We start from the raw sequence: 25,095 nt of genomic DNA, 5'->3' as shown, positions 1-25,095 counted from the left end.
AAGAATCGGTTTTATACTTACAGTCCTAACTTAGCCTTCGCCCCATCAGGAATTTTATCTGTTGTTACTTGCACTTTATCATGTAAGAACTTGCCACTCGTGAGCACATGCCAGTATGAACCTTTTAGCAATTCATCTACTCCGTTAATTGTAACTTCTTTTTCCTTCCCATTTTCAGCATAAGCTTTCACTTTATATTCACGACCTTTATTTCCACCTAACTCTTTGCCATCGTTATCAATTATTGCATAATGATCCTCTATATCAAGAAAGGGATTCATTTGATCTAGCTTAGCGCTCCCATTTAATAAATATATAGCTCCTGCCACAATAACAAGTAGTGATCCAAAAATAAATCTTTTCATCTATATTCCGCCTTTCATTATGTTTTCTTTAAGATGTTCCTAAGTATAGAGCGTATTCCTTAATAAAAACTCGTTTGATTTCTTAATATTTTCTTAAACTAAAAGTGAAATATTAATTAGTAAGCTCAAGAAACATAAAAAGAATTCTTCACACTACAATTGACAAAATTACACCTTCAGTGTAATTTTACACTATAACAAAAAAGGAGCCGTATTATGGATAAACAAAAATTTATTGAACTCGTTAATTCAAAATTAAAACTCATCCGTGTTGAAAATAATTTATCACAAGATAAAATGTCAGAAATTATTGGTTTATCGAAGAAAACATTAGTGGAAATTGAAAAAGGAAGACGCACCCTAACATGGTCAGGTGCAGTTTGTGTCGTAACACTCTTCGAACAGTGCGATACAGTCCAAATGACATTCGGAGATGATGTGAATGAAATTATAAAAACAATCGCTTTTACACACTACAATACAAACTTCCCGAAGACATTAGGCGGAAAAATGTGGTGGCGACAAATAAAAGAATTAAACGGTTATACAATACAACAAAATATTTTATCTCAACATTATCGAATTTTAGATAAAGAAGACCGCAGAATATGCCATTCATTCGATTTGGATGAAATTGAACAGCGATTTATGGAAATGGCAAAAACATCTCAATAAAGTAAAACTTTAATCAGTGGGAATTTTACTGCCCTTTAATACGGGATAAAATAAATTTCGGAGTATAATTCAAATGAAAAAACAGACAAATATCACGATTTTAAATACGTTAATCATTAGCACCTTAGTATTCAATTTATTTATTTTCACATCAAGAATGAGCTTTTTACCTTGGTATATTGAGGATGGATGGGGATATTTAGGATTAGTATTTACATCCTTTATTTTCTTACTTTGCTTCTTTCAATCTTCGAAGCTTCATAACGGTGGAAAGTTAACTACGATACAAAAGTTCATTCCACTTGCTTCTGCCGCACTTTCAATCTTTGTTCTTATCACTCCATCAAGTGATTTTATGACTATACTAGCTAATCTGATCAATACAATCATATTAACAATTTATATAACTGTATTTCAAACAACACCTAATGTAAGTAATAAGGAGCTATTACATTAAAAGGGAGAGTTATTTTACAAAATAACTCTCCCTTTTATACTACTCTCAATAAGCATAAACCTTTAGTCTATTTACTTACTCATCACTGTACTTCTTCTTTGCTTATACAAATAAATACCACTTGCAACAACAAAAACAATCCCGCCAAAATACGCGCCATACTTTATCGCAACTGCTACAATACTTTCAATATGTTGTCCAAATAAAGAACCGAGCACAAAATAAACAAGTGTCCAAACGAACCCTGTCGTATAGGAATATAAAGCATACGTCTTAAATGACATGTTATTCATTCCAACTAAATACGGTACAATATGTCTTACAACTGGTATGAAGTAACTTGTGACTAACGCATAATGGCCATACTTCTCTACCATTTGTTGAGATTTCAAAAGATATTTCGCCTTTTTCTTTTTCATTAGCTTATCAAGTACTTTTGTACCAAATATTTTCCCTAATATATAACCTAATGATAGCCCAGATACGACACCTAAATATGTTAATAACAACGCTGGAATGACACTTAATATCCCTAGTAAAGATACAAAACCACCACTCATTACAATCATTTCATCTGGAATTGGCATACCGATAATACCTAACCATAAACAGAAAAATAATGCCCAATAACCGTATTGTTCAATATAAGATAATACTTCATGTAATTCCATTATGCATATGCTCTCCTTAGCTCTTTTTTACAGCTAAAGACGTACGCTGGCGGAAAATTGAGCCACACTTTCTCTAGCATAATTTCAGGAAAGAAATGCTGTATAAATCCTTTTTTCACTAGTGAATATTGAAATGTAATAAATTCACCGTTCTCATGTATCGCTTCCATTACATTGTTTAAAATTCGCTTTGAAACTTCTTCTGGTAAAGAAGTAAAAGGTAATCCAGATAAGACGTAATCAACGCATTCTATATTGAACTCTTCCATATACATCTTTATATTTTCAGCTGAACCGTGTACAACGATGACGTTCTGCTCATTTTTAAACTTTCTCGTTAACTCTTTGCAAAACACTTCATTAATTTCAATAAGAAGAAATATTGTCTCCTTCTTCTTTCTTTTCATAATTTCTTTCGTGAACACCCCTGTACCAGGACCTAGCTCTACGATGCACTTCGCTCTATTAAAATCAATTACATCTACCATTTTCTTTGCTAATATTTTTGAACTTGGCGCAATAGCGCCAGTATGTTTCGGATGTTTTATAAATTCATGTAAGAATGTTATGAGTTGCATATACCCCTCTCCCCATTCGTTCAATAGTTTTTAACTTGTTTCTAAGTATAACTATCGTTTCTTAACAAAAATTGAGGAGATTTCTTAAGATTTTATGAAGAATGAAAAAGCATTATCTATCATTCTTATACATAAAACATTTCATATTCCATATATAAATATCTCTTTTATATTTATTAATTTGGTATAATGGATATAAAAACAACTTTTATGGAAGGTACCATTGCTACGTCTATTTTCACACAACATCTGTGGAAATTAATCTGTAAATCACCTTTCATTCCTATCCAATATATGTAATTCTTTTCATGTAAGTAAAAAATTAAAATAATAAGAAATTTATATCTTATAGAAACGAATGTAGATCTAAGTATGAATACTTGGTATTTCAAAACTATTTAAAAGGAGAAGATAATGAATAATTCCATCGACCTACAGCACTTATGTGATCTTGTACATAGAACTTTTCATGTACCTGTTCAGTTCTTATCTACTAGCAGAAAAATCTTATATGAATCTACTTCTAATACTATTTGTAGTCCTTTTTATTCTTCTAAGGAAGAACATCTAAGTGAGATTTATCAGGAAAACGCTCCTTGTAACTTTCCAATTCTTAAAGGGAATAAGTATCTTGAGAATTTCATTATCATTCATATAACAAATCATGAACATGTAAAAGGAAGTATCATAATCGGGCCCACTACCTATCCAAAAGTATCAGATGAAATGGCTATCAAGCTTATGGAGTATTCCAACATTAATAATAAAATGCAACAAGGAATAGACTACTATCAGTTTCTACCTGAGATTAAAAAAAGTACTCTCATTGATATAAGCATTTGGTTACATTACGTAATTTTCAATGAAAAATTAGATATAGATATTGTGTGGGAAAAAAATAAAGTTCTAGAGGACGTTTCTTATAAAATTGTAAATCCCGATTTATATATTTCAAAACGTCGCCGGCATGATCCGCAAAATTATGACATGTCATTAGAACGTAAATTTTTTTCAGCAATTAAAGAAGGAAATAAAGAAAAAGTAATCCAATATGCATATTCATTCCCGCAAGAAGACGCGGCAATTTCATCAAAAGGAGATCAACTCAGAAACCAAAAAAATAATGGTATTATCGCAATTACTTTAGCTATTCGATATGCGATAGCTGGTAATCTTCCATCACATATTGCTTTTTCACTTGGTACTTTATATATCCAAACCATTGAAAAACTAGATAACATGTACTCCGTAAATAGATTAATTGAAGATGCCTTATGTACTTTTGCAGAACGTGTTAAAGAATATAGTAATCAAGCATTTTCTAATTCAATAACTACATGCCTAAATCATATTCACAAACATATTTACGACGATATATCTCTTAATGATCTTGCTAACCTTTTAAATATTTCTCCTACCTATTTATCTAAATTGTTTAAAAAAGAAGTAGGGATTCCTTTAAGTGAGTATGTTCAAAGAGAACGAGTAGAGGAAGCAAAAAAGTTATTAACATTAACGACGTATCCATTATCGGATATTTGTACCTGGCTTAATTTTAATGACCAAAGTTATTTCACAAGAGTCTTCAAAAAAATCACTAGTATGACTCCTAGACAATATCGTGAAAATCATACCGTAATATAGCAGCATTTTCTTAACACTAGGTGAGATACGTGTAATACCATCTCACCTATCTACAAAATTCACCACTTCAATTTATCCCGCTATTTGTGAGCGCTAATACCCCCACCTCAAAATTAATCAATTTGTTTCGTCTTTTTTATATTCTTTCTATCATCTTTACACGCCTTTATTCTCCTTAATACTAATAAAGTTCTAGCCCATTCAAAAAAGTACAATAATGACAAATAAATTACTATAAATAAGTTGATAAATTTGTTAATTTTTTAATACTAAGCTAATTCGCCATAATTTCTTCATTATATAAGTTTTATAGCAGACTACTTCTCAAAATAGACTTTTTATACAGTGTATTCAGTTCAAGAACATAAGAAATTTAGCGCTTAAATTAATAGTAATTAAATAGTAACTGTTCTTCCTAGGCCAGAAAGATACAGAAAATATATCGTTAGGAGAATATAAGGCATGAGTAGCGCAAATATCTCAAAGGATAGAGGTACATCGAAAGTGATTCAAATGACTATTACACCTGAACAATCTGCTGGCACACGCAAGGTTATTAAAGGACCAATAAGAGTATCACCACAAAATGATAGGGAGCGGATTGAAGATCTTCTATTACAGTCATTCATTTCCGAAAAAGAAATATTAATCACTTATTATGAAGAGGGTTATTTTCCCACAATATGTATGACTGTAATTGAAATAAACCCTTTGAGGCGTTATGTAATATGCATAGATACCTTTGACTATAAACATACCTTTAGTTTTATAGACATAATTGATGCGCATTAATTATGTCTATAAAATTCATGCTATTCCCATCAAGTAATATGTAACACTCCATTTACATCACTTTATTAATATAATAAGAATGACAGACTTGCAGTACACAAATCCTGTATGCCTACTCCCTCCTCAAATGTTATTTGTTTTATCTCTCACTAGCACTTATCAAAACAAAAAATAGTGATTCACCTGACTAAAAAATCAGGTGAATCACTATTTTATAGTTCTTATTTCCTTACAGCTACCGTCTATTACTTCGCGCTCACAATCTTATAATAAGATCGAACTGTTAAGAAGTAATATCCGATATAAATGACGCCATATACTCCGATACTAATTAGGAGCGGAATCATAATTTCAAATGGTAATAAGTTTGCTAAACCTTTTAGTGCAAATAAGCTGTGCAGGATTCCAATTACTAACGGAATCGCAAAGATAAAGCTTACTTGTTTTGCAATAGCTTTTTTCATTTCTTGTTTCGTTACACCAACTTTACGAAGTACAACGTAACGCTCACGATCTGCATTTGCTTCAGTTAATTGCTTAAAGTAAATAATAGAGCCTGTTGCTAGTAAGAATACAAGTCCTAAGAACATTCCGATGAACATCATGAGTCCCGTTCCTTCAAGCCCCATCTGGAAACCAGTATAGAAATCTCTAAATAGTGGTACCATTTCTGATTCACCAGCTGGCATCACTTTTGCTAACTTTTCTGTTAACACTTTACTGTTTCTTTCATCTTTTACATCAATATTTTTTACAGTACGTGTTCCAAATGCTTGCTTCGCCTGTTCATACATTTCATCTGAAACGACAATAACTAATTCACCTAAGTTCGTAATTGCTGTATTATTTGCACCTTGAATCGTTAATGTCTTCGTTTCATTGCCAATTTGGAATACTGCTTCACTTCCTTTATACCCAGGGCTAAACTCATACCCTTCAATATAAGAGCTATCATATATAAATGCTTCACCAGTAGCTACATTCACTGTTTCTGCATCGATTTTTTTAGCAAGTTTATTAAATTCGGACTGAGACATAAACTGATATTTCTCTGAAATCGTGTAGTTTAGATTAAGAATGAAGTCCACTTTCTCCCCTTCAAACTTCCCTTTTACAGGAACCGTCTCAATTTCAAATTGATCTTTGACAGGGTGATTCGCCTTCTCTTCAGCAAAAATTGCATTTACTTTCTTATCAAGCTCTTCATCTTTTTTCTCATAAGAATAACTGTACGGCGCAGCTACTTTTGATTGCGTAAATGTGTTGTAATACATCGTAACTGACGTACCAACCGCTGTTAATGTCACTGCACTTAAAATAGAAATTGTCGCAAGTGACTTTGCATTTCCTTTAATACGATATAGTAACTGTGACGTCGTTACCATATTCATACCGTTATAAAACGATGATTTATTATTTCTTGCACGTTTCAATACGAATACTGTAAAGAACATAAATAGTAAGTACGTACCTACTACTGTCGCCAGTAAAATGTAAAGTGCGACTACCATAAAGTCGGCATACTTAAGTGCTTTCACATACATTAATGCTAAGAAATAACCTGAACCGATTAAGAAAACTGAAATTAATGCCATAATTACTGATCCTTTTGGCATTTCTTCTCCTTCACGTTCTGCGCGGAAAAGTTCAATTAGCTTAAATCGATAAATTAAACGATACCCTTGAAGTGATGTATACAATATAATCACAAAGAAAATAATTGCTGTATCCACAATTGCAGCCATCGGTACTTCAAAATGAACATTTAAATTTAACCCCATCATACTTACTAGTAGTTCGAGGAATAGTTTCGAAAGGACGCTACCAATCGCAATCCCTATAATTAAAGACATTAATCCCATTAACATATTTTCATAAAAGAGCATTTTACCGATTTGTTTTTTACGAATACCGAGTAACGAATATAGCCCAACTTCTTTTTTACGTTTTCGTGTAAAGAAACCGTTCGAATATATAATGAACACCGCTACGAAGATGATTAGCATGACACTTGAAACTTGAAATGCACCGCTAATTTTTTTAGAACCTTCCGCAGCTTTTTCCATTTGTGAATTATACTGCAACGCCTTAAATGTAAAATAGATGACGATGCTAAATATCATAGATGCAAAATATACAAAGTAGTCTTTAAAGTTCCGCTGTATGTTGCGGAGGGCAATGCTAGATAAGGTCATCAGCCATACCTCCAGAAATAGAAGACATTACGTCAACGACTTTTTGGAAGAACTGTTTACGTGTTGATTCACCGCGGTGCAATTCTTTATATAACTCACCATCTTTAATGAAAATAACTCGTTTACAATAACTCGCCGCAAATGCATCGTGCGTTACCATTAAAATTGTAGAGTTATCATATTCATTTAACGACTTCATACTTTCTAGCAAGTCAGTTGCCGATTTTGAATCAAGTGCTCCAGTCGGCTCGTCTCCAAATATCATACTAGGACTTGTAACAATCGCACGCGATGCTGCGCAGCGCTGCTTCTGTCCACCAGATACTTGGTATGGGAACTGGCTTAAAATATGATCAATACCGAATTTCTTTGAGATTTCAAGAACGCGGCGATCAATCTCACTCGCTTTCACCTTCGATAATGCAAGAGGTAACGCAATATTCTCTTTCACCGTTAACGTATCTAATAAGTTATAATCTTGGAAGATGAAACCTAAATGATCACGGCGGAACAACGCCAGCTTATCATCATTCATCTTCACGATATCTTTTCCATCAATTAAAATCTCACCGTTCGTCGCATTATCAATTGTAGAAAGAACATTTAAAAGAGTCGTCTTACCCGAACCAGAAGGCCCCATAATTCCAACGAACTCCCCTTCTTTTACTTGTAAGTTAATACCTTTTAAAGCTGCAAATTTATTCCCACCTGTGTCATATACTTTTTCAATATTTTTTGCTTCTAACACTGTTTTCATCTCGACATCCCTCATTTCTTCTATTCTCTATTTTCAACTATATACACTCTCTACTCTTGCCACTATCGATGTTTCTTACACAAACATGACAGTTATGTAAGGCACATAAGCGGAGAAATCAAAATTTAACCTAATGAGCTAAAGTACTTTGTTACTATAACATTGGGATATCATGCCATCCATTCATTCTCCTTACAGGAACATTACAATTTTGTAAGGTTAAAAATGCCCCCTACAAAGTTGTGCATGAAATGTCGGATGGAGCTATTTCATTCTTGCTATTCTATATACAAAGGAGGTCATAGTATGGATTCACTTAAAAATATGAATGCGGCAATGCGGTATATTGAAGACAACCTTACACACGAAATTGATTTTAAAGAAGTCGCAAAAATAGTTTTCTGCTCCGAATATCATTTCAAAAGAATGTTTTCTTTTTTAGCTGGCATATCACTGTCAGAATATATTCGCTGTAGACGTCTTACTCTTGCTGCCTTTGAACTAAAAGATAGCAATGCAAAAGTCATTGATGTCGCTATAAAATATGGATACAACTCACCAGATTCATTTACACGTGCATTTCAAAATTTGCACGGAATAACGCCTTCAGAAGCTCGAAGTACAATTCGTTCTTTGAAGGCTTATTCACCAATGACCTTCCAACTATCCATTCAAGGAGGAAATGAAATGAACTATCGAATTGAAGAAAAAGAGCCATTCCGAATCATTGGTATACAAAAACGAGTACCGATTGTTTTTAACGGTGTAAACGAAGAAATTGCTTCTATGTGGAAAAGTTTAGACAGCCAATCAATCGACATATTAAAGTCCCTTTCAAATATTGACCCTACAGGAATTATTAGTGCTTCTACGAATTTTTCTGAAGGAAGAATGGAGGAAAAAGGCGAACTCGATCACTACATTGGAGTAGCCACAACGAAAGATTGTCCAAAGCAATTCAAACAACTTGAAGTCGCAGCTTCAACATGGGCTATATTTAAAGCTGTCGGTCCATTTCCTGATGCATTACAAAATGTATGGGGGCGTATTTATTCCGAATGGTTCCCTTCTTCAAACTATGAATTAGCGGAAGGACCGGAAATATTGTGGAATGAAAGCAAAGGCGTATCATCACCGAATTTCAGAAGCGAAATATGGGTACCTGTTTTGAAGAAATAATATAAAGGCCTAAACTTTTTCAAAATAAAGAAGCTGCTCTTCCTCTTTAAAGGAAAAGCAGCTTTTTATTTTATACTTCTTCTCGACTCGTTCTTATACAAGAAAATAGTAATAATCGCAAGCACTATAATAACTCCCAAAGTAAATACTCTGTAGTTCGAGATAGTAGCAGTACCGATTAAAAAGGCAGGTATAACAGCCATAATTAAGCCACCAAACATACCGACAAACGATCCTACACTTTGTTTTACTATTTGAGTTTCTGATACCCAATCATAATAACCAAATCGATTATTAATAAAAATCCCCCATACTGCCGAAAAGAATGAATATGTTATCGGTGTTATTACGATTAAAAGAGAACTCCAAACATCTAGTTTTAAACCTATTATCAGTAATACGGCACTAATAAGTGATGCAGGTATACTTAATGAAAGATTCATAAGAATTTTACTGTCATAAACCATCTTTGGCGCTATAGGCAACGACTTGATAATCCATACATTTTTTCCTTCTAATGACAATGATACACATGTTGTACACGTCATCGAAATCGCTGCTGCAATAGCAAATGGCGCAACCTTTTGCAACAGGGTCTCAATTCCAGGGTACGCTATTAATTGACTTGGCCCTACTACAACTATAGCCAACGAGAAAGCTATAGCCATCACAACTCCCATTCCACTATTTATGACATAGACTGTAGAAGAGAAGAAACGTTTCAGCTCTTTTTTATACAATGCGACCAATACACTTTCTTTTCTCATGCCATGAATCTCATAATTTGAAAGCATATGATAAGTGGTAATCTCTGTATTTATTTGCTTATATTTTAACGAAAGTATTTTTATAAAAAGATAATACCAAATAACTGATATCCCAACGAATAGGATGAAAGCTACAATATCAGCATGAACAATTGCTTTTTGAAACATGTTAGCTAGTGGATACACTTTAGTTAATTGCTCCGAAACAATTGCACCAATCCCGTTCATATCATTAAGGCTATATTGAGCATTTCCGTTTTTTAGCATAAAGAAACCGAATGTAATAATTACTATGAAACTTAAAATCGTAGTTATTTTATTCGTATTTTTAAATTTAGAAGCGATTGCCGTAATCGCAGCTCCAAAGACCGCTGCGATTGTTGTTGGAATTAAAGATGCTATAAACATACTGACGAACCACATAAAGTAAAAAGAAACTGATGGCTTCTCATGTATGCCATAAACAGCCCCCATCGGTAGCATGATTATGATTGAAAAGATTGTATTCAGCAAATATAAATACAAAAATCTACTTGTAATAATAGTACTTACACTAATCGGTAATGACATTAAAAGATCGTAATCCTTAAAAGCAAAAATTTCTCCATTTGCCTTAAATATAGTGAAAAACAACGTCAATACACTGCTAATAACTAGTGCATAAACAGGGATAATTTCACTTATTCCTAGTTTCACCAACCCATATGCCGAGGCCCCACAATATAGCATTAACATGACACCCACCAAGGCAATAGATGCTGTCAGTAAAATCTTATTCTGCTTCTTTTTCTTATCTTTTTCGTATTTAAAGGTATTTAAGCCAAGCTGTGTTATCAAGCGGATTTTTAAAAGATCTAGACTACTAATATTCATTAGCAAGCTCCTTCATAAAGAGCTCTTCCAATGAGCCTTCCTTTATTAAAGAATTCACTTCCCCTGAAAGTGCTAATTTCCCTCGATTAATCATCGCTATTTTATTACACAACTTCTCCGCCACATCTAAAACGTGCGTAGAAAAGAAAATCGCACTTCCCTTTTCACAAAGCTCCTTCATAATACCTTTCAATACTACGGCTGCCTTTGGATCAAGACCAACGAAAGGTTCATCTAAAACTAATAATTTCGGTTTATGCAAAACCGCTGATATAATCGCCACTTTTTGTTTCATACCATGTGAATAAGAAGATATTAAATCACCTAGGTACGGTGTAATCTCAAAAGCATCTCCATACTTTTGTATCTCCTTTTCCCGATCTTTTGCAGACACCTTAAAAACATCCGCAACAAAGTTTAAATATTGAATTCCTGTTAATTGCTCATATAAATCTGGATTATCGGGAATGTACGCCATTACTCTCTTACATGCAATCGGATCCTTTTTTACTGAATGTCCATCAACAAAAATTTCACCCTCTTCAAAATCTATAACTCCTACTAACGACTTAATCGTTGTACTTTTCCCCGCACCGTTATGCCCAATAAATCCAAAGATATCTCCTGCTTGAACAGTAATATTTAACTGATTTACTGCTTTCTTGCCACCTTTGTATGTCTTGCTAAAATTTATAATTTCTAACATGTGATTTCCCCCAGACTATCTTTTTGACTGATTTTTCAGACCTTTGAACAAAAAATTTACTCAGTGAGCTTTTCGTTATCCCCACTGAGTATTAGAACCTGTGAACACATAAAAACTATAAATATAAAATTTGATTAGTGTTGTTCAATCGCTTATTGCTCACAATTGCATTTCTTTTTTATATAAAACGTAAGAATATAAATTCGTTATGAGGACAGCAACTACTATAATCCCTAGCATCATATAAGATCTCCAATCAGCTGGAGCGAAAACACTTATAATCATAATGAGTCCTAAAGCTACAAATACTTTTCCACTAAATCGATGTGTTTTCCGCCATACTTCTTCATTACTTAACGTCCAAGGATTACGCATCCCAACGAAAAAGTTAGGCTTACACTGCGGTAAATAATTACCCATCACTAAAAATAAAACACCAACTAATAATTCTGGAACTCGATTAATGAATAAATTATATCCTAGTCCACTTGTAATAATATCTATATTTCCTACAAATAGTAGCAGGAGTATCCCGTTATTCATCATCATAAAAGCTTTAGAAAATTTCTCGTAATTTGCTTTCCTTGGATCAATCTTTGGTATCACATTTAGAAATACATATAACGCAATCATAATTCCAACCATAGAAATCATTCCGTAAAGTTTAGAAGAATAACCATCTACCTTCCCACCACTCCAATGTGTCGCGATTGTATCCGGCAAATGTGGCCAAGCAAACGCCCAAGCTATACAAGTTATCAGAATTAATATAATTGCGAAAAGATGTTTTTTCATTTCCCCTCTTCCCCCTTATTCGTAAACGTAAACACCCAAGTCAATAAATCTTGAAATACAGTTGTGTTCAAAGAATACACAACGAATTGTCCTCTTTTTTCATCTTGGATAAGTTCAGCATTTTTAAGTGCATTTAAATGATGAGAAATACTTGGCTTCGTCATATTGAATTGTTCAGCAATTTCCCCAGCTGTTAAATCGCCTTCTTTTAATAAGTCTAAAATTTTTCGCCTTGTCGGGTCTGCTAATGCTTTAAATGCTTGATTCAATGTCTTTCTTCCTTTCGATAATTAGACATTTAGATATTTATCTAAATGTTAAAATGATTTCAGTCAATTGTCAATTATATATAAGGCCCTTTTTACTTTTTCCACTTTTGACCTACGTCAATTACTTTATAGAGTAAAACTGTAAAGATGTAAGAAATACGCGTGATAAAAATTAAAAGAAGCTCTTCTAGCAAAGGAAGAGCTTCTTTTAATTTTTATCATTTTATTAACAAACTAAGAAATCCAAAAGATAATCAAACTTATAATAAAGGACATACCTACTATCGTTCCGAATTCATCTAACCAATAACTAATCATGCTTTCACGCACCCAGTTCGGATTCCATTAAATAGAGTAAGAAATTACTCACTCTTTGTAGAATCCTTCTGGACAGTTTTATGCGCCATGTCAACTGGAATTTTCGTTGTCCAAGTTCCTTCCGTTCCTCCAACTCTGTTAATATTAATATTTATAAATAAAAGCTCTGGGAATTTTTCACCTTCTAACGGTTCAAAAACCATTACTCCCTCTGGTTTATCATGATCAGCTAAAACCGTCTCAAAACTTTCCCCCGCTTGATTCGTTAAATACAATGTACTATTCTCTATTGCATCCGGATTACCAATACGATCTTTTTGATAATTATCCATATGCGTGTTACTAAGAAAATGCAAATATTGGACAGCATTAAATTTCTTATTTTTATAATGCGGGCTCTCTACTTGTTTCCCGTCTTCTTTACCATCAGATGTAATATCGAGCCCAGTTGTATTAAATTTATAAGGAACAAGCGATCCATCTTGTTGTTCAAATCGATAGTAAACAAGTATTTTAGCATCTTGAATTAACATTTCTTTTACATGAAGAGTAATACCATTATCCACTACTTTTTCGTTTAACTGTATAGACTTCCCATTCGCAGCATCCTTTTTAACTTCTTCACCAATCATTTCATTTAACTTTACCTCTGGCTTTGCAAAATAAGAATTGTTTAATGCCATTGTACTCGTCGGTATAATAACAGCCGCTATTAAACCCGCTATTAATAATTTCTTTTTCGTTTTCTTCTTGCTATCTTTTTTATACATTTGACTAAAGGATTGATAAGCATGCTCTTTAACTTCTTTAGGGACCTCTTGTTTCATTGCTTTTTTAAATTCATTTGAAAACGACATTTGAATTAGATTCCTCCTCATCTATTTCTATGCTAGATTGATTCCGAATTTTTTCTAACGCTCTGTGAATTCTAGACCTTACTGTTCCTATAGGGATTTGTAATAGTTCTGCAATTTCTTCATACGTATAATCGTGGTAAAAGCGATACACGATTACTATTCTAAATTTAAATGGAAGTTCTTGTATCACCATTAATAACTGCTCTTCTGTTTCTTTTCTTATTAATACTCTTTCTGGAACTTCTACAACTGGATCATCACTTAATTGTTGTTTTTCAAATAAGCGCATCCTCTTCCATATATTTTTTCTCCACTGACTAATCTGTTTGTAAACAATTCCATTCAACCAAAATAAAAACGGTCTAGATTGATCATATGTTGAAATAGATTTCCAAAGTTGAAAATAAATTTCATTTACGATTTCATTTGTATCATGCCGATTCTTAACTATAGCGAAGACAGTTTCATATATTCTCTGACTCGTTAAATCAAATATAAATTCAAAAGCCTCCTCATCGCCTTTTAATAAACGTTCTATCCAGATATGCATATCTTCATTACTTGCCAAGTAGTGCCCCCTCCTTAACGATGTTCTCACTATATATTGGACAGTAAGCAAAATAAAGTTCCAAATTTCATAAAAAATATATTACTTTTTATGAAGTTTCATCTATTTAAAAGGAAAATAAATTCAATTATCTCTATAATACTTTTTACTTTTCTCACTTTTAACCTATACTGTTACCTAGCTTATATTTCAACATAATGAAAAGACGAGAAACACATGGTACACTATAGCTACAATTGTTTTTTTTAGGAGGAATATACATATGTATAAAATTTTAATCGTTGAAGACGATCCAAATATTTCATCATTACTACAATCTCACATTCAAAAATATGGCTATGATGCTGTTGTTGCGGAGAACTTCGATGATATTATGGAATCGTTTAACGCAGTGAAACCACATCTTGTTTTACTTGATGTAAACTTACCAAAATTCGATGGTTTCTACTGGTGCCGTCAAATCCGTCATGAATCTACTTGTCCAATTATTTTCATTTCGGCACGTGCTGGTGAAATGGAACAAATTATGGCGATTGAAAGCGGTGCGGACGATTATATTACGAAGCCGTTCCACTATGACGTTGTAATGGCGAAAATCAAAGGTCAATTACGCCGTATTTATGGTGATTATGCACCAAATATTTCTGAACGTATCGTTGAGGTTGAAGGACTAAAACTATTCCCTGAGCGTCCAGAAATTCATTTTGGAGCTGAGCAAGTTCTTTTAACGAAGAAAGAGGCGATTTTAGCAGAAATGTTATTATCTAAATTCCCTCGTACAGCGAGTCGTGAAGATTTACTAGCCGCTCTTTGGGACGACGAAAGCTTCGTTGAGGAAAATACATTAAACGTAAACATCACGCGTCTTCGTAAAAAGTTCAATGAGCTTGGTATTGAAAATGCTATTGAAACAGTACGTGGACTTGGGTATCGTTTTAACGCAACTTGGAGTGAATAAGCATGAAGTTATTTTTACGTGATCATTTTGCATTTTTCCTACTATATGTATTGAACTTCGGAATCATTTTCGTTCTTTATGATGCAGTAGACGGATTTCAAAATAATAAGTTTTACTTCATCGTTTTAAGCTTATACTTATTCATCTGTTTTCTCGCTTATCGTTACGTTCGTAACCGTAGAATGTATCACAGATTAAGTGAACCACCAGAGAAACTGGAAGATGCGTTTATTGAAAGAGCAACTGCTCCTATGCCACACGGTGTAAACGAGCTCGTTCGTACGCAATATCGTCTATTCCAAAAAGACCTACAAACATTCGAAGTAAAGCAGCAAGAACACCAGTTATTTATTAATCATTGGGTACATCAAATGAAAACGCCTGTTTCTGTTATGCAGCTTATGGTGCTTGAAATGGAAGATGAACATTTAATCCCGAAATTCAAAAAAGAATTAGAACGATTAAATCAAGGACTCGATATGGCTTTATATATGGCAAGGTTAAACAACTTCCATGAAGACTTCCATGTTGAGACGATTTCATTAAAAGATGCTGTGACAAAAAATATTAACGGATTGAAAGAATTATTCATTCGAAACGGGGTCTTCCCCGTTTTAGAAGTTCATTCAGATTTAAAGGTTGCTTCTGATGCGAAGTGGCTAAAGTTCATCATTTATCAGTTAATGACAAATGCAGTTCGCTACTCTGGTGAGCGCGGAAAGAAAGTTTTCTTATCCGCTTATCGCAATGGTAAAGATATTATTTTGGAAGTTCGTGACGAAGGCGTTGGTATTCCGCAAGAAGATATTCGAAGAGTATTTGAACCTTTTTACACTGGGAAAAATGGTCGTGCATTCGGAGAATCTACCGGTATGGGGCTTTATATTGTAAGTAAAATTTGTGATTATTTAGGTCACTCTGTGAAACTAGACTCTGAAGTTGGTAAAGGAACGACGATTAAAATCATCTTCCACAACGCTGCAAACAATCAAGCAGAAAACACGGAGAAGGTGACCGAAGCATGATCGTAACATATGCTAGCAAAATGTATGAGATCTCACTCTCATACATTTTTTGCAATAAGACTACATATCGGCCTGCTAACGGGAGGCATATATTATGACATTTTGGCAGTTTGCATTTAAAAATGTAACGCGCAACTCAAGAGCTTATTTTGCCTATTTTTTAAGCAGTTCCTTTTCCATTGCTGTTTTCTTTTCGTTTGCTGTTTATTTATTTCATCCGAAATTACAAAATTCCAATATGATCTCTGAAGTTTCAGGATTAATGATTTTTTCAGAAGTTGTTATTGTTTTGTTCTCGTTCTTTTTTCTACTCTATTCAATCGGATCGTTTTTAAAAGTTCGTAAAAAGCAATTTGGTATTTTATCTATTTTAGGTATATCAAAAAAGCAATTACATCGACTCGTTTTCACTGAAAATATGTTAATTGGTATGTTATCTATCTTTTTCGGTATGCAGTTTGGACTTGTCTTTTCGCAGTTTTTCTTATTAGTAACAGCGAAAATTACACATCTACCAGGGATATATTTATATATCCCTACGAATGCTTTCATTTTAACAACGATTGTGTTTCTTGGTCTCTTTATCGCTGTATCTTCATTTACACCTATGCTAATTCGTACGAAAAAGACGGTAAACCTTTTAAAAACTAATGCTGGGAAACAAAAGGAAAGAAAACCATCCATATTTATCTCTCTATTTGGTGCTATCTGTTTAATAGGTGGCTACGCTTTAGCGAGCAAACCAATATATTTCGTATCAATAAGCCCACAAATAGGAATGGTTTATATGCTTTCAAGTATTTTCGTCATTCCGGCACTCGTTTCAATCGGAACATATTTTTTCTTTTCGCAAATTAGTTTCTTGCTCATTCACCTGTTGAAAAAGAGACGGAATTTTTATATGAAGCGTATTAATATGCTCTGGATTTCTGATTTAGCTAGCCGCATTCGATCAAATATTAATATGCTTTTCGTTGTGGCAATGCTATCTACAATTGCTTTTACGATGATTACATTTTTATATGGGTTCGGGAAATTTATGAAACTTGATGTTGAACGAAATTCACCATTCGCATTTTCATATTTCTCATTTGATGAGAATCCATTTACTTCCCAGCACTTAAATTGGCTAGAAAAACAATTAGAAGATGGGCAATTCTCTTACGACAAAATTAAAGTAGATTTATACGCTACGCCTGTAGAAGCGAAAAATAATACAGAAATTTATTATGACACATATGCCATAAAGCAAAGTGACTATAATAAGCTCGCTACGTCATTACAATTACAAAAACTATTTATAAATGAGAATGAAACATATGTATTATCTGGAGCGGCATATGTCCCATTGTTTAGTGCATTCGATCCAAATTACAATAGAACACATATTACACTCGCTAATACAAATTATAAGCTACAAATAAAAGGGATCAAAATAGATAATACCCTCCCTTCTACTTTTGCTTATGAAACATTAGTATTATCTGATTCTGCCGTTAACAATTTACCAACTAACACTAAACATGTGACAGTCTATAATTACAACGTAGAAAACTGGGAGAATACATATGCTATTGCTGATGAGTTTGTAAAACGAGCAGATAAAGACCGCGCGAGTATCAAGCACGAAGGATCTCTCGTTCGTATTTTTGAATCAGGTAACTCTTTATACAGAATCAAATCCGGAAGTGCTTCCTACTTCCTCATTGGTACATTCCTTGGGATCATTTTCTTTATTGGAGCTGGTAGTGTACTCTACTTCCGTATGTATACAGATTTAACAAACGAGCAAGAAAAATATGTAACGATTACGAAGATTGGCTTAACAGAATCAGAAATGAAGCGTTCAGCGACCATTCAACTTGGAATCTTATTTTTCGTTCCATACATTATGGCTTCTATTCATACGATGTTTGCGACAAAGATGTTGCAAGATATTATTAACTTATCATTGTTCGCTGAAATTACGGTTGTACTTGTGATTTTTGGAACGGTTGAGATTATCTTTTTCCTATTAATTCGTTCACTTTATATGCAAAAATTATCGCAACATATTAAGTTTTAAATAAGCAAAAGGTGAGTTTTATGAAAAGAGTATGCGGACCCTCCTCATACTCCTTGCACATTAACTCTATTAGGAGGTTTAGGTGAATGACATTTTGGCAATTTGCATTTAAAAACGTGACGCGGAACGCCAGAGCTTATTTCGCCTATTTTGTAAGCAGTGCGTTTTCCATTGCAATTTTCTTCTCGTTTGCAGTTTATTTATTTCATCCTAAATTGCATATGACAGGCGTGAATGCTGCTCTGAACATATTAATGACAATCTCAGAAGTTGTCATTGTATTCTTTTCATTTTTCTTTTTACTATATTCAATCGGTACTTTCTTAAAAGTACGAAAAAAACAGTTCGGGATTTTAACAGTACTTGGCATATCTCCAAAGCAATTAAAGAGGCTCGTATTTCTAGAAAACATGCTAATTGGTGGCCTATCCATATTTTTCGGCATTCAATTTGGCCTTGTCTTTTCACAGTTCTTTTTATTAGTTACCGCCAAAATTACGCATGTGCCTGGTTTATATTTATATTGGTGGCCTACAGCTGCTATCGTTTTAACTATAATTATCTTTCTTGGACTCTTCATTCTCGTCTCATCTTTTACACCGATGCTAATCCGTACGAGAAAAGCTGTACGTCTTTTAAAAGAAGGAACAAAAGAAAAAGAAAGAAAAGCATCTGTACTCATCTCTCTCTTTGGTGCGATATGTTTAATATCTGGATATGTTTTAGCAGCTAACCCACTATATTTTATGTCACTAGGAGATATCGCTGGGCTTTTGTACGCTGCCTCCTGTATATTTGTCATCCCATCACTTGCTGCAGCTGGGACATATTTTTTCTTCTCACAAATTAGCTTCTTACTCATTCGCATATTAAAGACGAGAAGAAAATTTTATATGAAACGTATTAACATGCTTTGGGTTTCTGATTTAGCAACTCGGATTCGGACAAATATTAACATGCTCTTTATCGTGACGATGTTATCGACACTCGCTTTCACAATGATTACATTCTTATATGGGTTTGGGAAATTCACAAAGTTTGATGAAATAAGGAAAAATCCTTTCCCGTTTACTTATTTATCACATACTGAAAATACGTTAGCTGATGAGCATTTAAATTGGTTAGAACAAAAATTTAACGAAGAGCAGTTTACTTATAAGAAATTTAAAACGGATATATATGAAGTATCTTCGGCGGAAGAAAGCCCGCAGCTCTATTATGCAATTAAACAAAGTGACTATAATATAATTGCTAAAGCATTAAATTGGGAAACTCTTACCGTGAATAATAATGAATCTTATATCCTTATGAAAGATTTAGAAGATCAATTCATTGGAACAATTTATGATAAAGAAAAGAGAAATACGCTTACACTTACTCAAAACACTTTACAACTACAAGTGAAAAAATATAAAAATTATAATCCGTTCCCAAATAGCTTAATATCACAATTACTCGTATTATCTGATGAAAATGTAGAAGTCTTATCGAAAGTTTCAAAACAGATGAGTGTATATAGCTTCAAAGTTAAAGATTGGGAAAAAGCACATAACATCGGTTCAGCATTTACAACAAAAATTGACAATGACAATGCAGCCATTCAAGCAGAGCACCCACCATTCCATGCAAGTGAAGCAAGCGATTCTCTATACAAAACAAAACTAAATGTCGCTTCGTTCTTCTTAATTGGTACTTTCCTAGGCGTCATTTTCTTTATCGGTGCTGGCAGTGTTCTTTACTTCCGTATGTATACAGATTTAACAAATGAGCAAGAAAAGTATATAACGATTACAAAAATCGGTTTAACAGAAGTCGAAATGAAACAATCCGCTACAATTCAACTTGCGATTCTTTTCTTTGTTCCTTACATTATGGCATCGATCCATACGATGTTTGCGACAAAGATGTTACAAGAGATATTACATCTATCATTATTCGCTGAGATTACAGTTGTACTTGTAATCTTTGGAACGGTTGAAATTATCTTTTTCCTTTTAATTCGTTCCTTTTATATGCAAAAATTATCACAACATATTAAGTTTTAAAAATAGAAAGGTGATTATTATGGAAGAAGTATTACACATAAAAAACGTCTCAAAAGTGTATGAAGGAAAGGTCCCTCATACTGCTTTAAAAAATATAAATTTACATGTAGATAAAGGAGAATTTGTTGCTATCATGGGACCATCTGGTAGCGGTAAATCTACATTTTTAAACGTTATCTCTACAATTGACTCCCCTACTTCTGGTGATGTCGTGATTAATGGAAAAAAACCGCACACATTTCGTAGAGAGAAACTAGCTATTTTCCGCCGCCAAGAGTTAGGGTTTGTTTTTCAAAACTTTAACCTGCTAGATACACTAACAATCGGTGAAAATATCGTACTCCCTTTAACGTTAGATAATGTTCCTTTAAAAGAAATGGACGAAAAGCTTGATAACATTTCAAAAAAGCTTGGAATTGATCATATTTTGGACAAGCGTATTTTTGAAGTTTCTGGAGGACAAGCGCAGCGTACTGCAGTAGCACGTGCTGTTATTCATCATCCTTCACTTCTACTTGCCGATGAACCAACAGGAAACTTAGATTCGAAAGCAGCAATTGATGTAATGGAGCTATTTACGAAATTAAATAAAGAAGAGGATGCCACAATTTTAATGGTTACGCACGATCCATTTGCAGCAAGTTATTGTAACCGCGTTATTTTCATTAAAGATGGTGGGCTTTACAATGAATTACACCGCGGACTATATCGCGAGAAATTTTATCAAGAAATATTAGATGTTTTAGCATTATTAGGAGGAAGGCGTGGATGACGTTTTGGCAATTTGCATTTAAAAATGTCTCACGTAATTCTAAAGCATATTTTGCTTATTTTGTAAGTAGTGCTTTTTCTATAATGGTTTTCTTTTCATTTGCTGTCTATTCATATCATCCGCGCCTACAAAATATTCAGAGCTATCAAGAACGAGATACCCTGATGAACTTAGCTGGTTCAGCCCAGTTTGTCATTGTCTTGTTCTCATTCTTCTTCCTGCTTTATTCACTTGGAACATTTTTAAATGTAAGGAAGCAACAATTCGGGATATTAACCGTTCTTGGTATATCAAAAAAACAATTAAAGCGACTTTTATTTACTGAAAATATGATAATTGGAATACTAGCTATTTTTGTTGGTATACAAGGCGGACTAGTGTTTTCTAACTTTTTCTTACTAGTTACGTCTAAATTAACAGGTGCGAAAGGCCTCTACTTATATTGGCCCACAAAGGCAATTATCGTCACAACAGTAACTTTTATTATTTTATTTTTCATCGTTTCTACATTTACACCGATGTTCATTCGTACTCGTAAAACTATTCGACTAATTAAAGTTTCTAAAAAAGAAACGGAAGAAAAAAGACCATCTATAATAATCTCATTGTTTGCCTTAACTTGTTTAGGACTATGTTATTATATTGCTGGTTATCCGCAAGGCTATGTAACGGAAAAAAATGTACAAAATGGATCTGTATTCTTTATAATATTATCTATTTTGCCACTCGTAGTCATTGGGACATATTTTTTCTTTTCACAAACATTTCTTCTCTTCATCTTCATTTTAAAAAAACGAAGAAAGTTTTATATGAAACAAATAAATATGTTATGGATTTCAGATTTGGTTGCTCGTACTCGTAGTAATATTAATGTACTTTTTATCGTTTCCATGTTATCTGCACTTGCATTTACAATTATTATTGGGTTGTTTGCTGCTAATAACAATACGAAAGCATCCGTACTAACGCAATATCCTGTCCCCTTTACGTATACATCAGAAAGTGACAATTACCTTGAACAAAAGCATATTACTACAATTGAAACTGAGCTTACGAGTGCCAATTTTGAATACAAGAAATATAAGTTTACAGTATTAAAAGACACAGCATCGAAAAAAGATATTTTACTTATGAAAATGAGTGATTATAATACAATTGCTAAACAATTGAAGCGGCCGGAAATCACTCTTGATTCTACAGAAGTTTATATTATTTCCCGCCATTCGCCAGAGCTTTTAAATCTTGTCTCAAACCCATTTGCAAAACAAGATACAATTGCACTCGGATCTAATAAAAAAGAATTTCATATTAAAGGATTTATTAATAAAGGGATAGAACCATCCTTTGCATTCCCCCATTTAATTGTTGTACAAGATTATGTTTTTGACGATATGATTCCTCATATTAAAACGACCGTAATCTATAACTACTTCGTAGAAAACTGGGAAAATGCAATGGTTCCAACAAAAAATATGTTACGTGCTATTGGTGATGATGCACGTGAGTTCTACGAAAAACATAAAGAAGAGAAAGCGCAAGTTCCTTTCTACATATATACGGCTACTGATGAACTAGTTCACGGTAAAGAACATGCAATTGCGAATTTCTTTATTTGGGCATTTCTCGGCTTTATTTTCTTTATCGGTGCAGCTAGCGTTTTATATTTCCGTATGTATAATGACTTAACAAGTGAAAAACAGAAGTATATTACGATTACAAAGCTTGGATTGACGGAATCCGAAATGTTTCGTTCTGCAACGATTCAATTAGGAATTTTATTTTTCGTTCCTTATATCATCGCGGGTATTCATACAGTATTTGCAATTAAGTTTTTACAAAGCATGTTTTCTTTCTCATTACTAAAAGAGGCCTTCATCGTACTTACTTTCTTCGGGATTATCGAGATTATTTTCTTCCTCTTAATCCGATCTCTTTACATTAACAAACTGTCACAGCATGTTAAACTATGAATAAAATAGCCTTGTGCATATTGCACAAGGCTATTTTCAATAGTTTTTAAATAATTAGCAGCAATATCCACCATAGCCGCCGCCATAGCCACCATAACCGCCGTAACCACAAGAACCGCCGCCTCCGCCGAAGCAGCTAGCACCGATAATGATTAATAAAATAAACAATACGATTAGAAGCGCAAAGCCGCCTCCGCACCCACGTCTGCGGTCGCAATCATCATGTCTGTGTTCACACTTTTCGCCCATTACTCTATTCCTCCTTTAGTATCATTCATAACAAGATCGTCTTGCTCTAAATGAGGGGATTCCATTTATATTATGTTTTCAGGGCAAATCGGAAGCTTGGCACTCCTAAAAACGGGCTTGTTTCATGAAAAGAGCCCCAACACAAAAAGAGGATACCTTTAAATAGGCACCCCCTTCTTCTAAACAAACATATTAAGTAAAAGCGCAAAGCCGAATGCAATAAATGATAACAATGTCTCCAGCACCGTCCACGTTTTAAACGTTTCTTTTACTGTCAAACCTAAATACTCTTTTACAAGCCAGAATCCTGCATCATTTACGTGAGAAAACATTAATGAACCTGCACCGGTTGCAATAACGAGTAATTCTAAATTTACACCAGACATGTGTTGAATAACCGGTGAAACAATTCCAGCTGCTGTCGTTAATGCTACAGTAGCTGAACCTGTTGCAATTCGTATTAATCCCGCTACCATGAACGCTAAGACGATCGGTGATAATGAAATATGTTCTGCCATTTGAGCGATGGCTGTTCCAACGCCGCTTTCAATTAATATTTGTTTAAATCCACCGCCTGCACCAATTATTAAAATAATGGAACCGACAGGTAGTAAACTTTCATCTGTTAATTTTTTAATCACCTTTTTATTAATTCCTTGTTTTATACCAAGCAAATAAAACGCTGCGAAACATGAAATAAGTAAAGCGATTACCGGACTTCCTACAAACACTAAAAATTCAGTTATTTTTTCCGGTAATGAAATATATGGTGCGACTACTGATAAAATCATTAAAACTACTGGTAATAAAATAATAAAGAATGAAGCTTTACGACTTGGCAAATCAGTAGATACTGTCGTAACTCGAACAAGCTCCGGTTCATTTTCAGGTATAGCCCTCTTATGTACCCACTTTGCAAATACCGGTCCTGCGATAATTGCTGTTGGTAACGCGATAATCAATGAATACAATAGTACCTTTCCTAAATTCGCGTTATAAATACCAATTGCTGTCATCGCACCTGGATGCGGAGGCACTAGCCCATGTACAATCGATAATCCGGCAATAACAGGTAACGCAATTAACAATATATTTTGTTTCGTTGTTTTTCGAATTGAAATAACAAGTGGTAATAAAATGACGATTCCCACTTCAAAAAACACTGGAATACCTATAACAAATCCGGCGAATAACATTGCCCAAGGTAATTTTTTCACCCCGAAGAATCGAATGAAGAAATCTGCTACTTGCATGCCAGCCCCTGAATCAGACATCATTTTCCCTAAAATTGTTCCGAGAGCCAAAATGCCAACTAAATGCCCTAGTACACTACCAACACCAGTTTCATAGGCAGTAACAATTTTGGTCAAGTTCAGTCCAGACATAATAGCTAAAAATAGACTAGCAACTGTTAAACTAATAAACGCATGCCATTTCCACCATGATACCCCTAAAATAACAATTGCGATCGCAATTAACGTGACGATTAATAAGTATATATCCATATCCCATTCCCCTTCGATATGAAAATTTTTTACAAAAAAA

General features: G+C 33.8%; 24 protein-coding genes. 11 read left to right on the top strand and 13 right to left on the bottom strand.

Translation table 11 applies throughout. The annotated features are described in order from the left end of the window. Positions 1 to 17: 17 nt before the first annotated feature. Positions 18 to 365 carry a YxeA family protein gene (locus I6L50_RS08890; RefSeq protein WP_219301138.1) on the bottom strand — a complete coding sequence of 116 codons (348 nt, stop codon included), beginning with the start codon at positions 363 to 365 and terminating at the stop codon, positions 18 to 20. Between the two features lie 216 nt (positions 366 to 581). On the opposite strand from I6L50_RS08890, the gene I6L50_RS08885 reads away from it, so the two are divergent. Continuing rightward, entirely contained in the window at positions 582 to 1,040 is a 459-nt protein-coding gene (locus tag I6L50_RS08885) for a helix-turn-helix transcriptional regulator (RefSeq protein ID WP_219301137.1), read from the top strand. Positions 1,041 to 1,113: 73 nt separating this feature from the next. After that, positions 1,114 to 1,497, top strand: coding sequence for a hypothetical protein (locus tag I6L50_RS08880; RefSeq protein ID WP_088040316.1), 384 nt, complete (start codon positions 1,114 to 1,116; stop codon positions 1,495 to 1,497). A 71-nt stretch (positions 1,498 to 1,568) separates the two neighbouring features. Here the strand turns inward: I6L50_RS08880 and I6L50_RS08875 are convergent, their stop codons facing one another. Beyond that, positions 1,569 to 2,168, bottom strand: a complete 600-nt coding sequence (locus I6L50_RS08875; RefSeq protein WP_219301136.1) for a DedA family protein — start codon at positions 2,166 to 2,168, stop codon at positions 1,569 to 1,571. Continuing rightward, complete coding sequence (locus I6L50_RS08870; protein ID WP_219301135.1) at positions 2,168 to 2,746, bottom strand: class I SAM-dependent methyltransferase; 579 nt, start codon at positions 2,744 to 2,746, stop codon at positions 2,168 to 2,170. Before I6L50_RS08870 ends, I6L50_RS08875 begins: the two co-directional genes overlap by 1 nt. Before the next feature lie 414 nt (positions 2,747 to 3,160). Between I6L50_RS08870 and I6L50_RS08865 the strand changes: the two genes are divergently transcribed. Then, positions 3,161 to 4,390, top strand: a complete 1,230-nt coding sequence (locus I6L50_RS08865; RefSeq protein ID WP_219301134.1) for a helix-turn-helix domain-containing protein — start codon at positions 3,161 to 3,163, stop codon at positions 4,388 to 4,390. Positions 4,391 to 4,852: 462 nt separating this feature from the next. Next, a complete protein-coding gene (locus tag I6L50_RS08860) occupies positions 4,853 to 5,182 on the top strand; it encodes a YolD-like family protein (protein WP_219301133.1) in 330 nt (109 codons plus the stop codon). Positions 5,183 to 5,427: 245 nt separating this feature from the next. Here the strand turns inward: I6L50_RS08860 and I6L50_RS08855 are convergent, their stop codons facing one another. Next, positions 5,428 to 7,377, bottom strand: coding sequence for an ABC transporter permease (locus tag I6L50_RS08855; protein ID WP_219301132.1), 1,950 nt, complete (start codon positions 7,375 to 7,377; stop codon positions 5,428 to 5,430). After that, on the bottom strand, positions 7,364 to 8,134 hold the full coding sequence (locus I6L50_RS08850; RefSeq protein WP_000859659.1) for an ABC transporter ATP-binding protein: 771 nt from the start codon (positions 8,132 to 8,134) through the stop codon (positions 7,364 to 7,366). Before I6L50_RS08850 ends, I6L50_RS08855 begins: the two co-directional genes overlap by 14 nt. 306 nt (positions 8,135 to 8,440) lie before the next feature. On the opposite strand from I6L50_RS08850, the gene I6L50_RS08845 reads away from it, so the two are divergent. Continuing rightward, a complete protein-coding gene (locus I6L50_RS08845; RefSeq protein ID WP_219301131.1) occupies positions 8,441 to 9,313 on the top strand; it encodes an AraC family transcriptional regulator in 873 nt (290 codons plus the stop codon). Positions 9,314 to 9,378: 65 nt separating this feature from the next. Here I6L50_RS08845 and I6L50_RS08840 read toward each other — a convergent pair whose 3' ends face one another. The 6 genes from I6L50_RS08840 to I6L50_RS08815 all read right to left on the bottom strand — a co-directional run bounded on the left by I6L50_RS08840 (position 9,379) and on the right by I6L50_RS08815 (position 14,466). Continuing rightward, complete coding sequence (locus I6L50_RS08840; RefSeq protein ID WP_219301130.1) at positions 9,379 to 10,953, bottom strand: putative ABC transporter permease subunit; 1,575 nt, start codon at positions 10,951 to 10,953, stop codon at positions 9,379 to 9,381. After that, positions 10,943 to 11,659, bottom strand: a complete 717-nt coding sequence (locus I6L50_RS08835; RefSeq protein ID WP_219301129.1) for an ABC transporter ATP-binding protein — start codon at positions 11,657 to 11,659, stop codon at positions 10,943 to 10,945. Before I6L50_RS08835 ends, I6L50_RS08840 begins: the two co-directional genes overlap by 11 nt. 159 nt (positions 11,660 to 11,818) lie before the next feature. Beyond that, positions 11,819 to 12,454: an SdpI family protein gene (locus I6L50_RS08830; protein ID WP_000716338.1), complete on the bottom strand. Its 636-nt coding sequence runs from the start codon at positions 12,452 to 12,454 to the stop codon at positions 11,819 to 11,821. Then, positions 12,451 to 12,723 carry an autorepressor SdpR family transcription factor gene (locus I6L50_RS08825; RefSeq protein ID WP_001070538.1) on the bottom strand — a complete coding sequence of 91 codons (273 nt, stop codon included), beginning with the start codon at positions 12,721 to 12,723 and terminating at the stop codon, positions 12,451 to 12,453. The genes I6L50_RS08830 and I6L50_RS08825 overlap by 4 nt, the downstream gene beginning before the upstream one ends. A gap of 362 nt (positions 12,724 to 13,085) precedes the next feature. Beyond that, positions 13,086 to 13,898, bottom strand: a complete 813-nt coding sequence (locus tag I6L50_RS08820; RefSeq protein ID WP_219301128.1) for a DUF4179 domain-containing protein — start codon at positions 13,896 to 13,898, stop codon at positions 13,086 to 13,088. After that, positions 13,882 to 14,466 carry a sigma-70 family RNA polymerase sigma factor gene (locus I6L50_RS08815; RefSeq protein WP_219301127.1) on the bottom strand — a complete coding sequence of 195 codons (585 nt, stop codon included), beginning with the start codon at positions 14,464 to 14,466 and terminating at the stop codon, positions 13,882 to 13,884. Before I6L50_RS08815 ends, I6L50_RS08820 begins: the two co-directional genes overlap by 17 nt. Positions 14,467 to 14,728: 262 nt before the next feature. Between I6L50_RS08815 and I6L50_RS08810 the strand changes: the two genes are divergently transcribed. The 6 genes from I6L50_RS08810 (at position 14,729) to I6L50_RS08785 (ending at position 23,301) form a co-directional block, all read left to right on the top strand. After that, the gene (locus I6L50_RS08810; protein ID WP_000276730.1) at positions 14,729 to 15,424 is read left to right on the top strand and encodes a response regulator transcription factor; all 696 of its coding nucleotides are present in this window, start codon (positions 14,729 to 14,731) and stop codon (positions 15,422 to 15,424) included. 2 nt (positions 15,425 to 15,426) lie between these two features. Then, positions 15,427 to 16,449: a sensor histidine kinase gene (locus I6L50_RS08805; protein WP_002015836.1), complete on the top strand. Its 1,023-nt coding sequence runs from the start codon at positions 15,427 to 15,429 to the stop codon at positions 16,447 to 16,449. Positions 16,450 to 16,543: 94 nt separating this feature from the next. Then, positions 16,544 to 18,514 carry an FtsX-like permease family protein gene (locus I6L50_RS08800; RefSeq protein ID WP_219301126.1) on the top strand — a complete coding sequence of 657 codons (1,971 nt, stop codon included), beginning with the start codon at positions 16,544 to 16,546 and terminating at the stop codon, positions 18,512 to 18,514. 86 nt (positions 18,515 to 18,600) lie between these two features. Continuing rightward, the gene (locus I6L50_RS08795) at positions 18,601 to 20,559 is read left to right on the top strand and encodes an FtsX-like permease family protein (RefSeq protein WP_219301125.1); all 1,959 of its coding nucleotides are present in this window, start codon (positions 18,601 to 18,603) and stop codon (positions 20,557 to 20,559) included. Between the two features lie 19 nt (positions 20,560 to 20,578). Next, positions 20,579 to 21,331, top strand: coding sequence for an ABC transporter ATP-binding protein (locus tag I6L50_RS08790; RefSeq protein WP_000393251.1), 753 nt, complete (start codon positions 20,579 to 20,581; stop codon positions 21,329 to 21,331). Continuing rightward, positions 21,328 to 23,301, top strand: coding sequence for an FtsX-like permease family protein (locus I6L50_RS08785; protein ID WP_219301124.1), 1,974 nt, complete (start codon positions 21,328 to 21,330; stop codon positions 23,299 to 23,301). The genes I6L50_RS08790 and I6L50_RS08785 overlap by 4 nt, the downstream gene beginning before the upstream one ends. A gap of 54 nt (positions 23,302 to 23,355) precedes the next feature. Here I6L50_RS08785 and I6L50_RS08780 read toward each other — a convergent pair whose 3' ends face one another. After that, complete coding sequence (locus I6L50_RS08780; RefSeq protein ID WP_219301123.1) at positions 23,356 to 23,550, bottom strand: YjcZ family sporulation protein; 195 nt, start codon at positions 23,548 to 23,550, stop codon at positions 23,356 to 23,358. A gap of 179 nt (positions 23,551 to 23,729) precedes the next feature. After that, the gene (gene gntP / locus I6L50_RS08775; RefSeq protein WP_219301122.1) at positions 23,730 to 25,055 is read right to left on the bottom strand and encodes a gluconate permease GntP; all 1,326 of its coding nucleotides are present in this window, start codon (positions 25,053 to 25,055) and stop codon (positions 23,730 to 23,732) included. Positions 25,056 to 25,095: the final 40 nt, after the last annotated feature.

The organism is Bacillus sp. FDAARGOS_1420 (genome assembly GCF_019344915.1).
Classification (GTDB): Bacteria; Bacillota; Bacilli; order Bacillales; family Bacillaceae_G; genus Bacillus_A; species Bacillus_A mycoides.
This window is presented reverse-complemented; position numbering and strand designations above follow the sequence as displayed.

Bases quoted from the DNA above. Each gene is read 5' to 3' on its own strand.
- I6L50_RS08890 (WP_219301138.1), bottom strand. From the start codon at position 365: ATGAAAAGATTTATTTTTGGATCACTACTTGTTATTGTGGCAGGAGCT.
- I6L50_RS08885 (WP_219301137.1), top strand. From the start codon at position 582: ATGGATAAACAAAAATTTATTGAACTCGTTAATTCAAAATTAAAACTC.
- I6L50_RS08880 (WP_088040316.1), top strand. From the start codon at position 1,114: ATGAAAAAACAGACAAATATCACGATTTTAAATACGTTAATCATTAGC.
- I6L50_RS08875 (WP_219301136.1), bottom strand. From the start codon at position 2,168: ATGGAATTACATGAAGTATTATCTTATATTGAACAATACGGTTATTGG.
- I6L50_RS08870 (WP_219301135.1), bottom strand. From the start codon at position 2,746: ATGCAACTCATAACATTCTTACATGAATTTATAAAACATCCGAAACAT.
- I6L50_RS08865 (WP_219301134.1), top strand. From the start codon at position 3,161: ATGAATAATTCCATCGACCTACAGCACTTATGTGATCTTGTACATAGA.
- I6L50_RS08860 (WP_219301133.1), top strand. From the start codon at position 4,853: ATGAGTAGCGCAAATATCTCAAAGGATAGAGGTACATCGAAAGTGATT.
- I6L50_RS08855 (WP_219301132.1), bottom strand. From the start codon at position 7,377: ATGACCTTATCTAGCATTGCCCTCCGCAACATACAGCGGAACTTTAAA.
- I6L50_RS08850 (WP_000859659.1), bottom strand. From the start codon at position 8,134: ATGAAAACAGTGTTAGAAGCAAAAAATATTGAAAAAGTATATGACACA.
- I6L50_RS08845 (WP_219301131.1), top strand. From the start codon at position 8,441: ATGGATTCACTTAAAAATATGAATGCGGCAATGCGGTATATTGAAGAC.
- I6L50_RS08840 (WP_219301130.1), bottom strand. From the start codon at position 10,953: ATGAATATTAGTAGTCTAGATCTTTTAAAAATCCGCTTGATAACACAG.
- I6L50_RS08835 (WP_219301129.1), bottom strand. From the start codon at position 11,659: ATGTTAGAAATTATAAATTTTAGCAAGACATACAAAGGTGGCAAGAAA.
- I6L50_RS08830 (WP_000716338.1), bottom strand. From the start codon at position 12,454: ATGAAAAAACATCTTTTCGCAATTATATTAATTCTGATAACTTGTATA.
- I6L50_RS08820 (WP_219301128.1), bottom strand. From the start codon at position 13,898: ATGTCGTTTTCAAATGAATTTAAAAAAGCAATGAAACAAGAGGTCCCT.
- I6L50_RS08810 (WP_000276730.1), top strand. From the start codon at position 14,729: ATGTATAAAATTTTAATCGTTGAAGACGATCCAAATATTTCATCATTA.
- I6L50_RS08805 (WP_002015836.1), top strand. From the start codon at position 15,427: ATGAAGTTATTTTTACGTGATCATTTTGCATTTTTCCTACTATATGTA.
- I6L50_RS08800 (WP_219301126.1), top strand. From the start codon at position 16,544: ATGACATTTTGGCAGTTTGCATTTAAAAATGTAACGCGCAACTCAAGA.
- I6L50_RS08795 (WP_219301125.1), top strand. From the start codon at position 18,601: ATGACATTTTGGCAATTTGCATTTAAAAACGTGACGCGGAACGCCAGA.
- I6L50_RS08790 (WP_000393251.1), top strand. From the start codon at position 20,579: ATGGAAGAAGTATTACACATAAAAAACGTCTCAAAAGTGTATGAAGGA.
- I6L50_RS08785 (WP_219301124.1), top strand. From the start codon at position 21,328: ATGACGTTTTGGCAATTTGCATTTAAAAATGTCTCACGTAATTCTAAA.
- I6L50_RS08780 (WP_219301123.1), bottom strand. From the start codon at position 23,550: ATGGGCGAAAAGTGTGAACACAGACATGATGATTGCGACCGCAGACGT.
- gntP (WP_219301122.1), bottom strand. From the start codon at position 25,055: ATGGATATATACTTATTAATCGTCACGTTAATTGCGATCGCAATTGTT.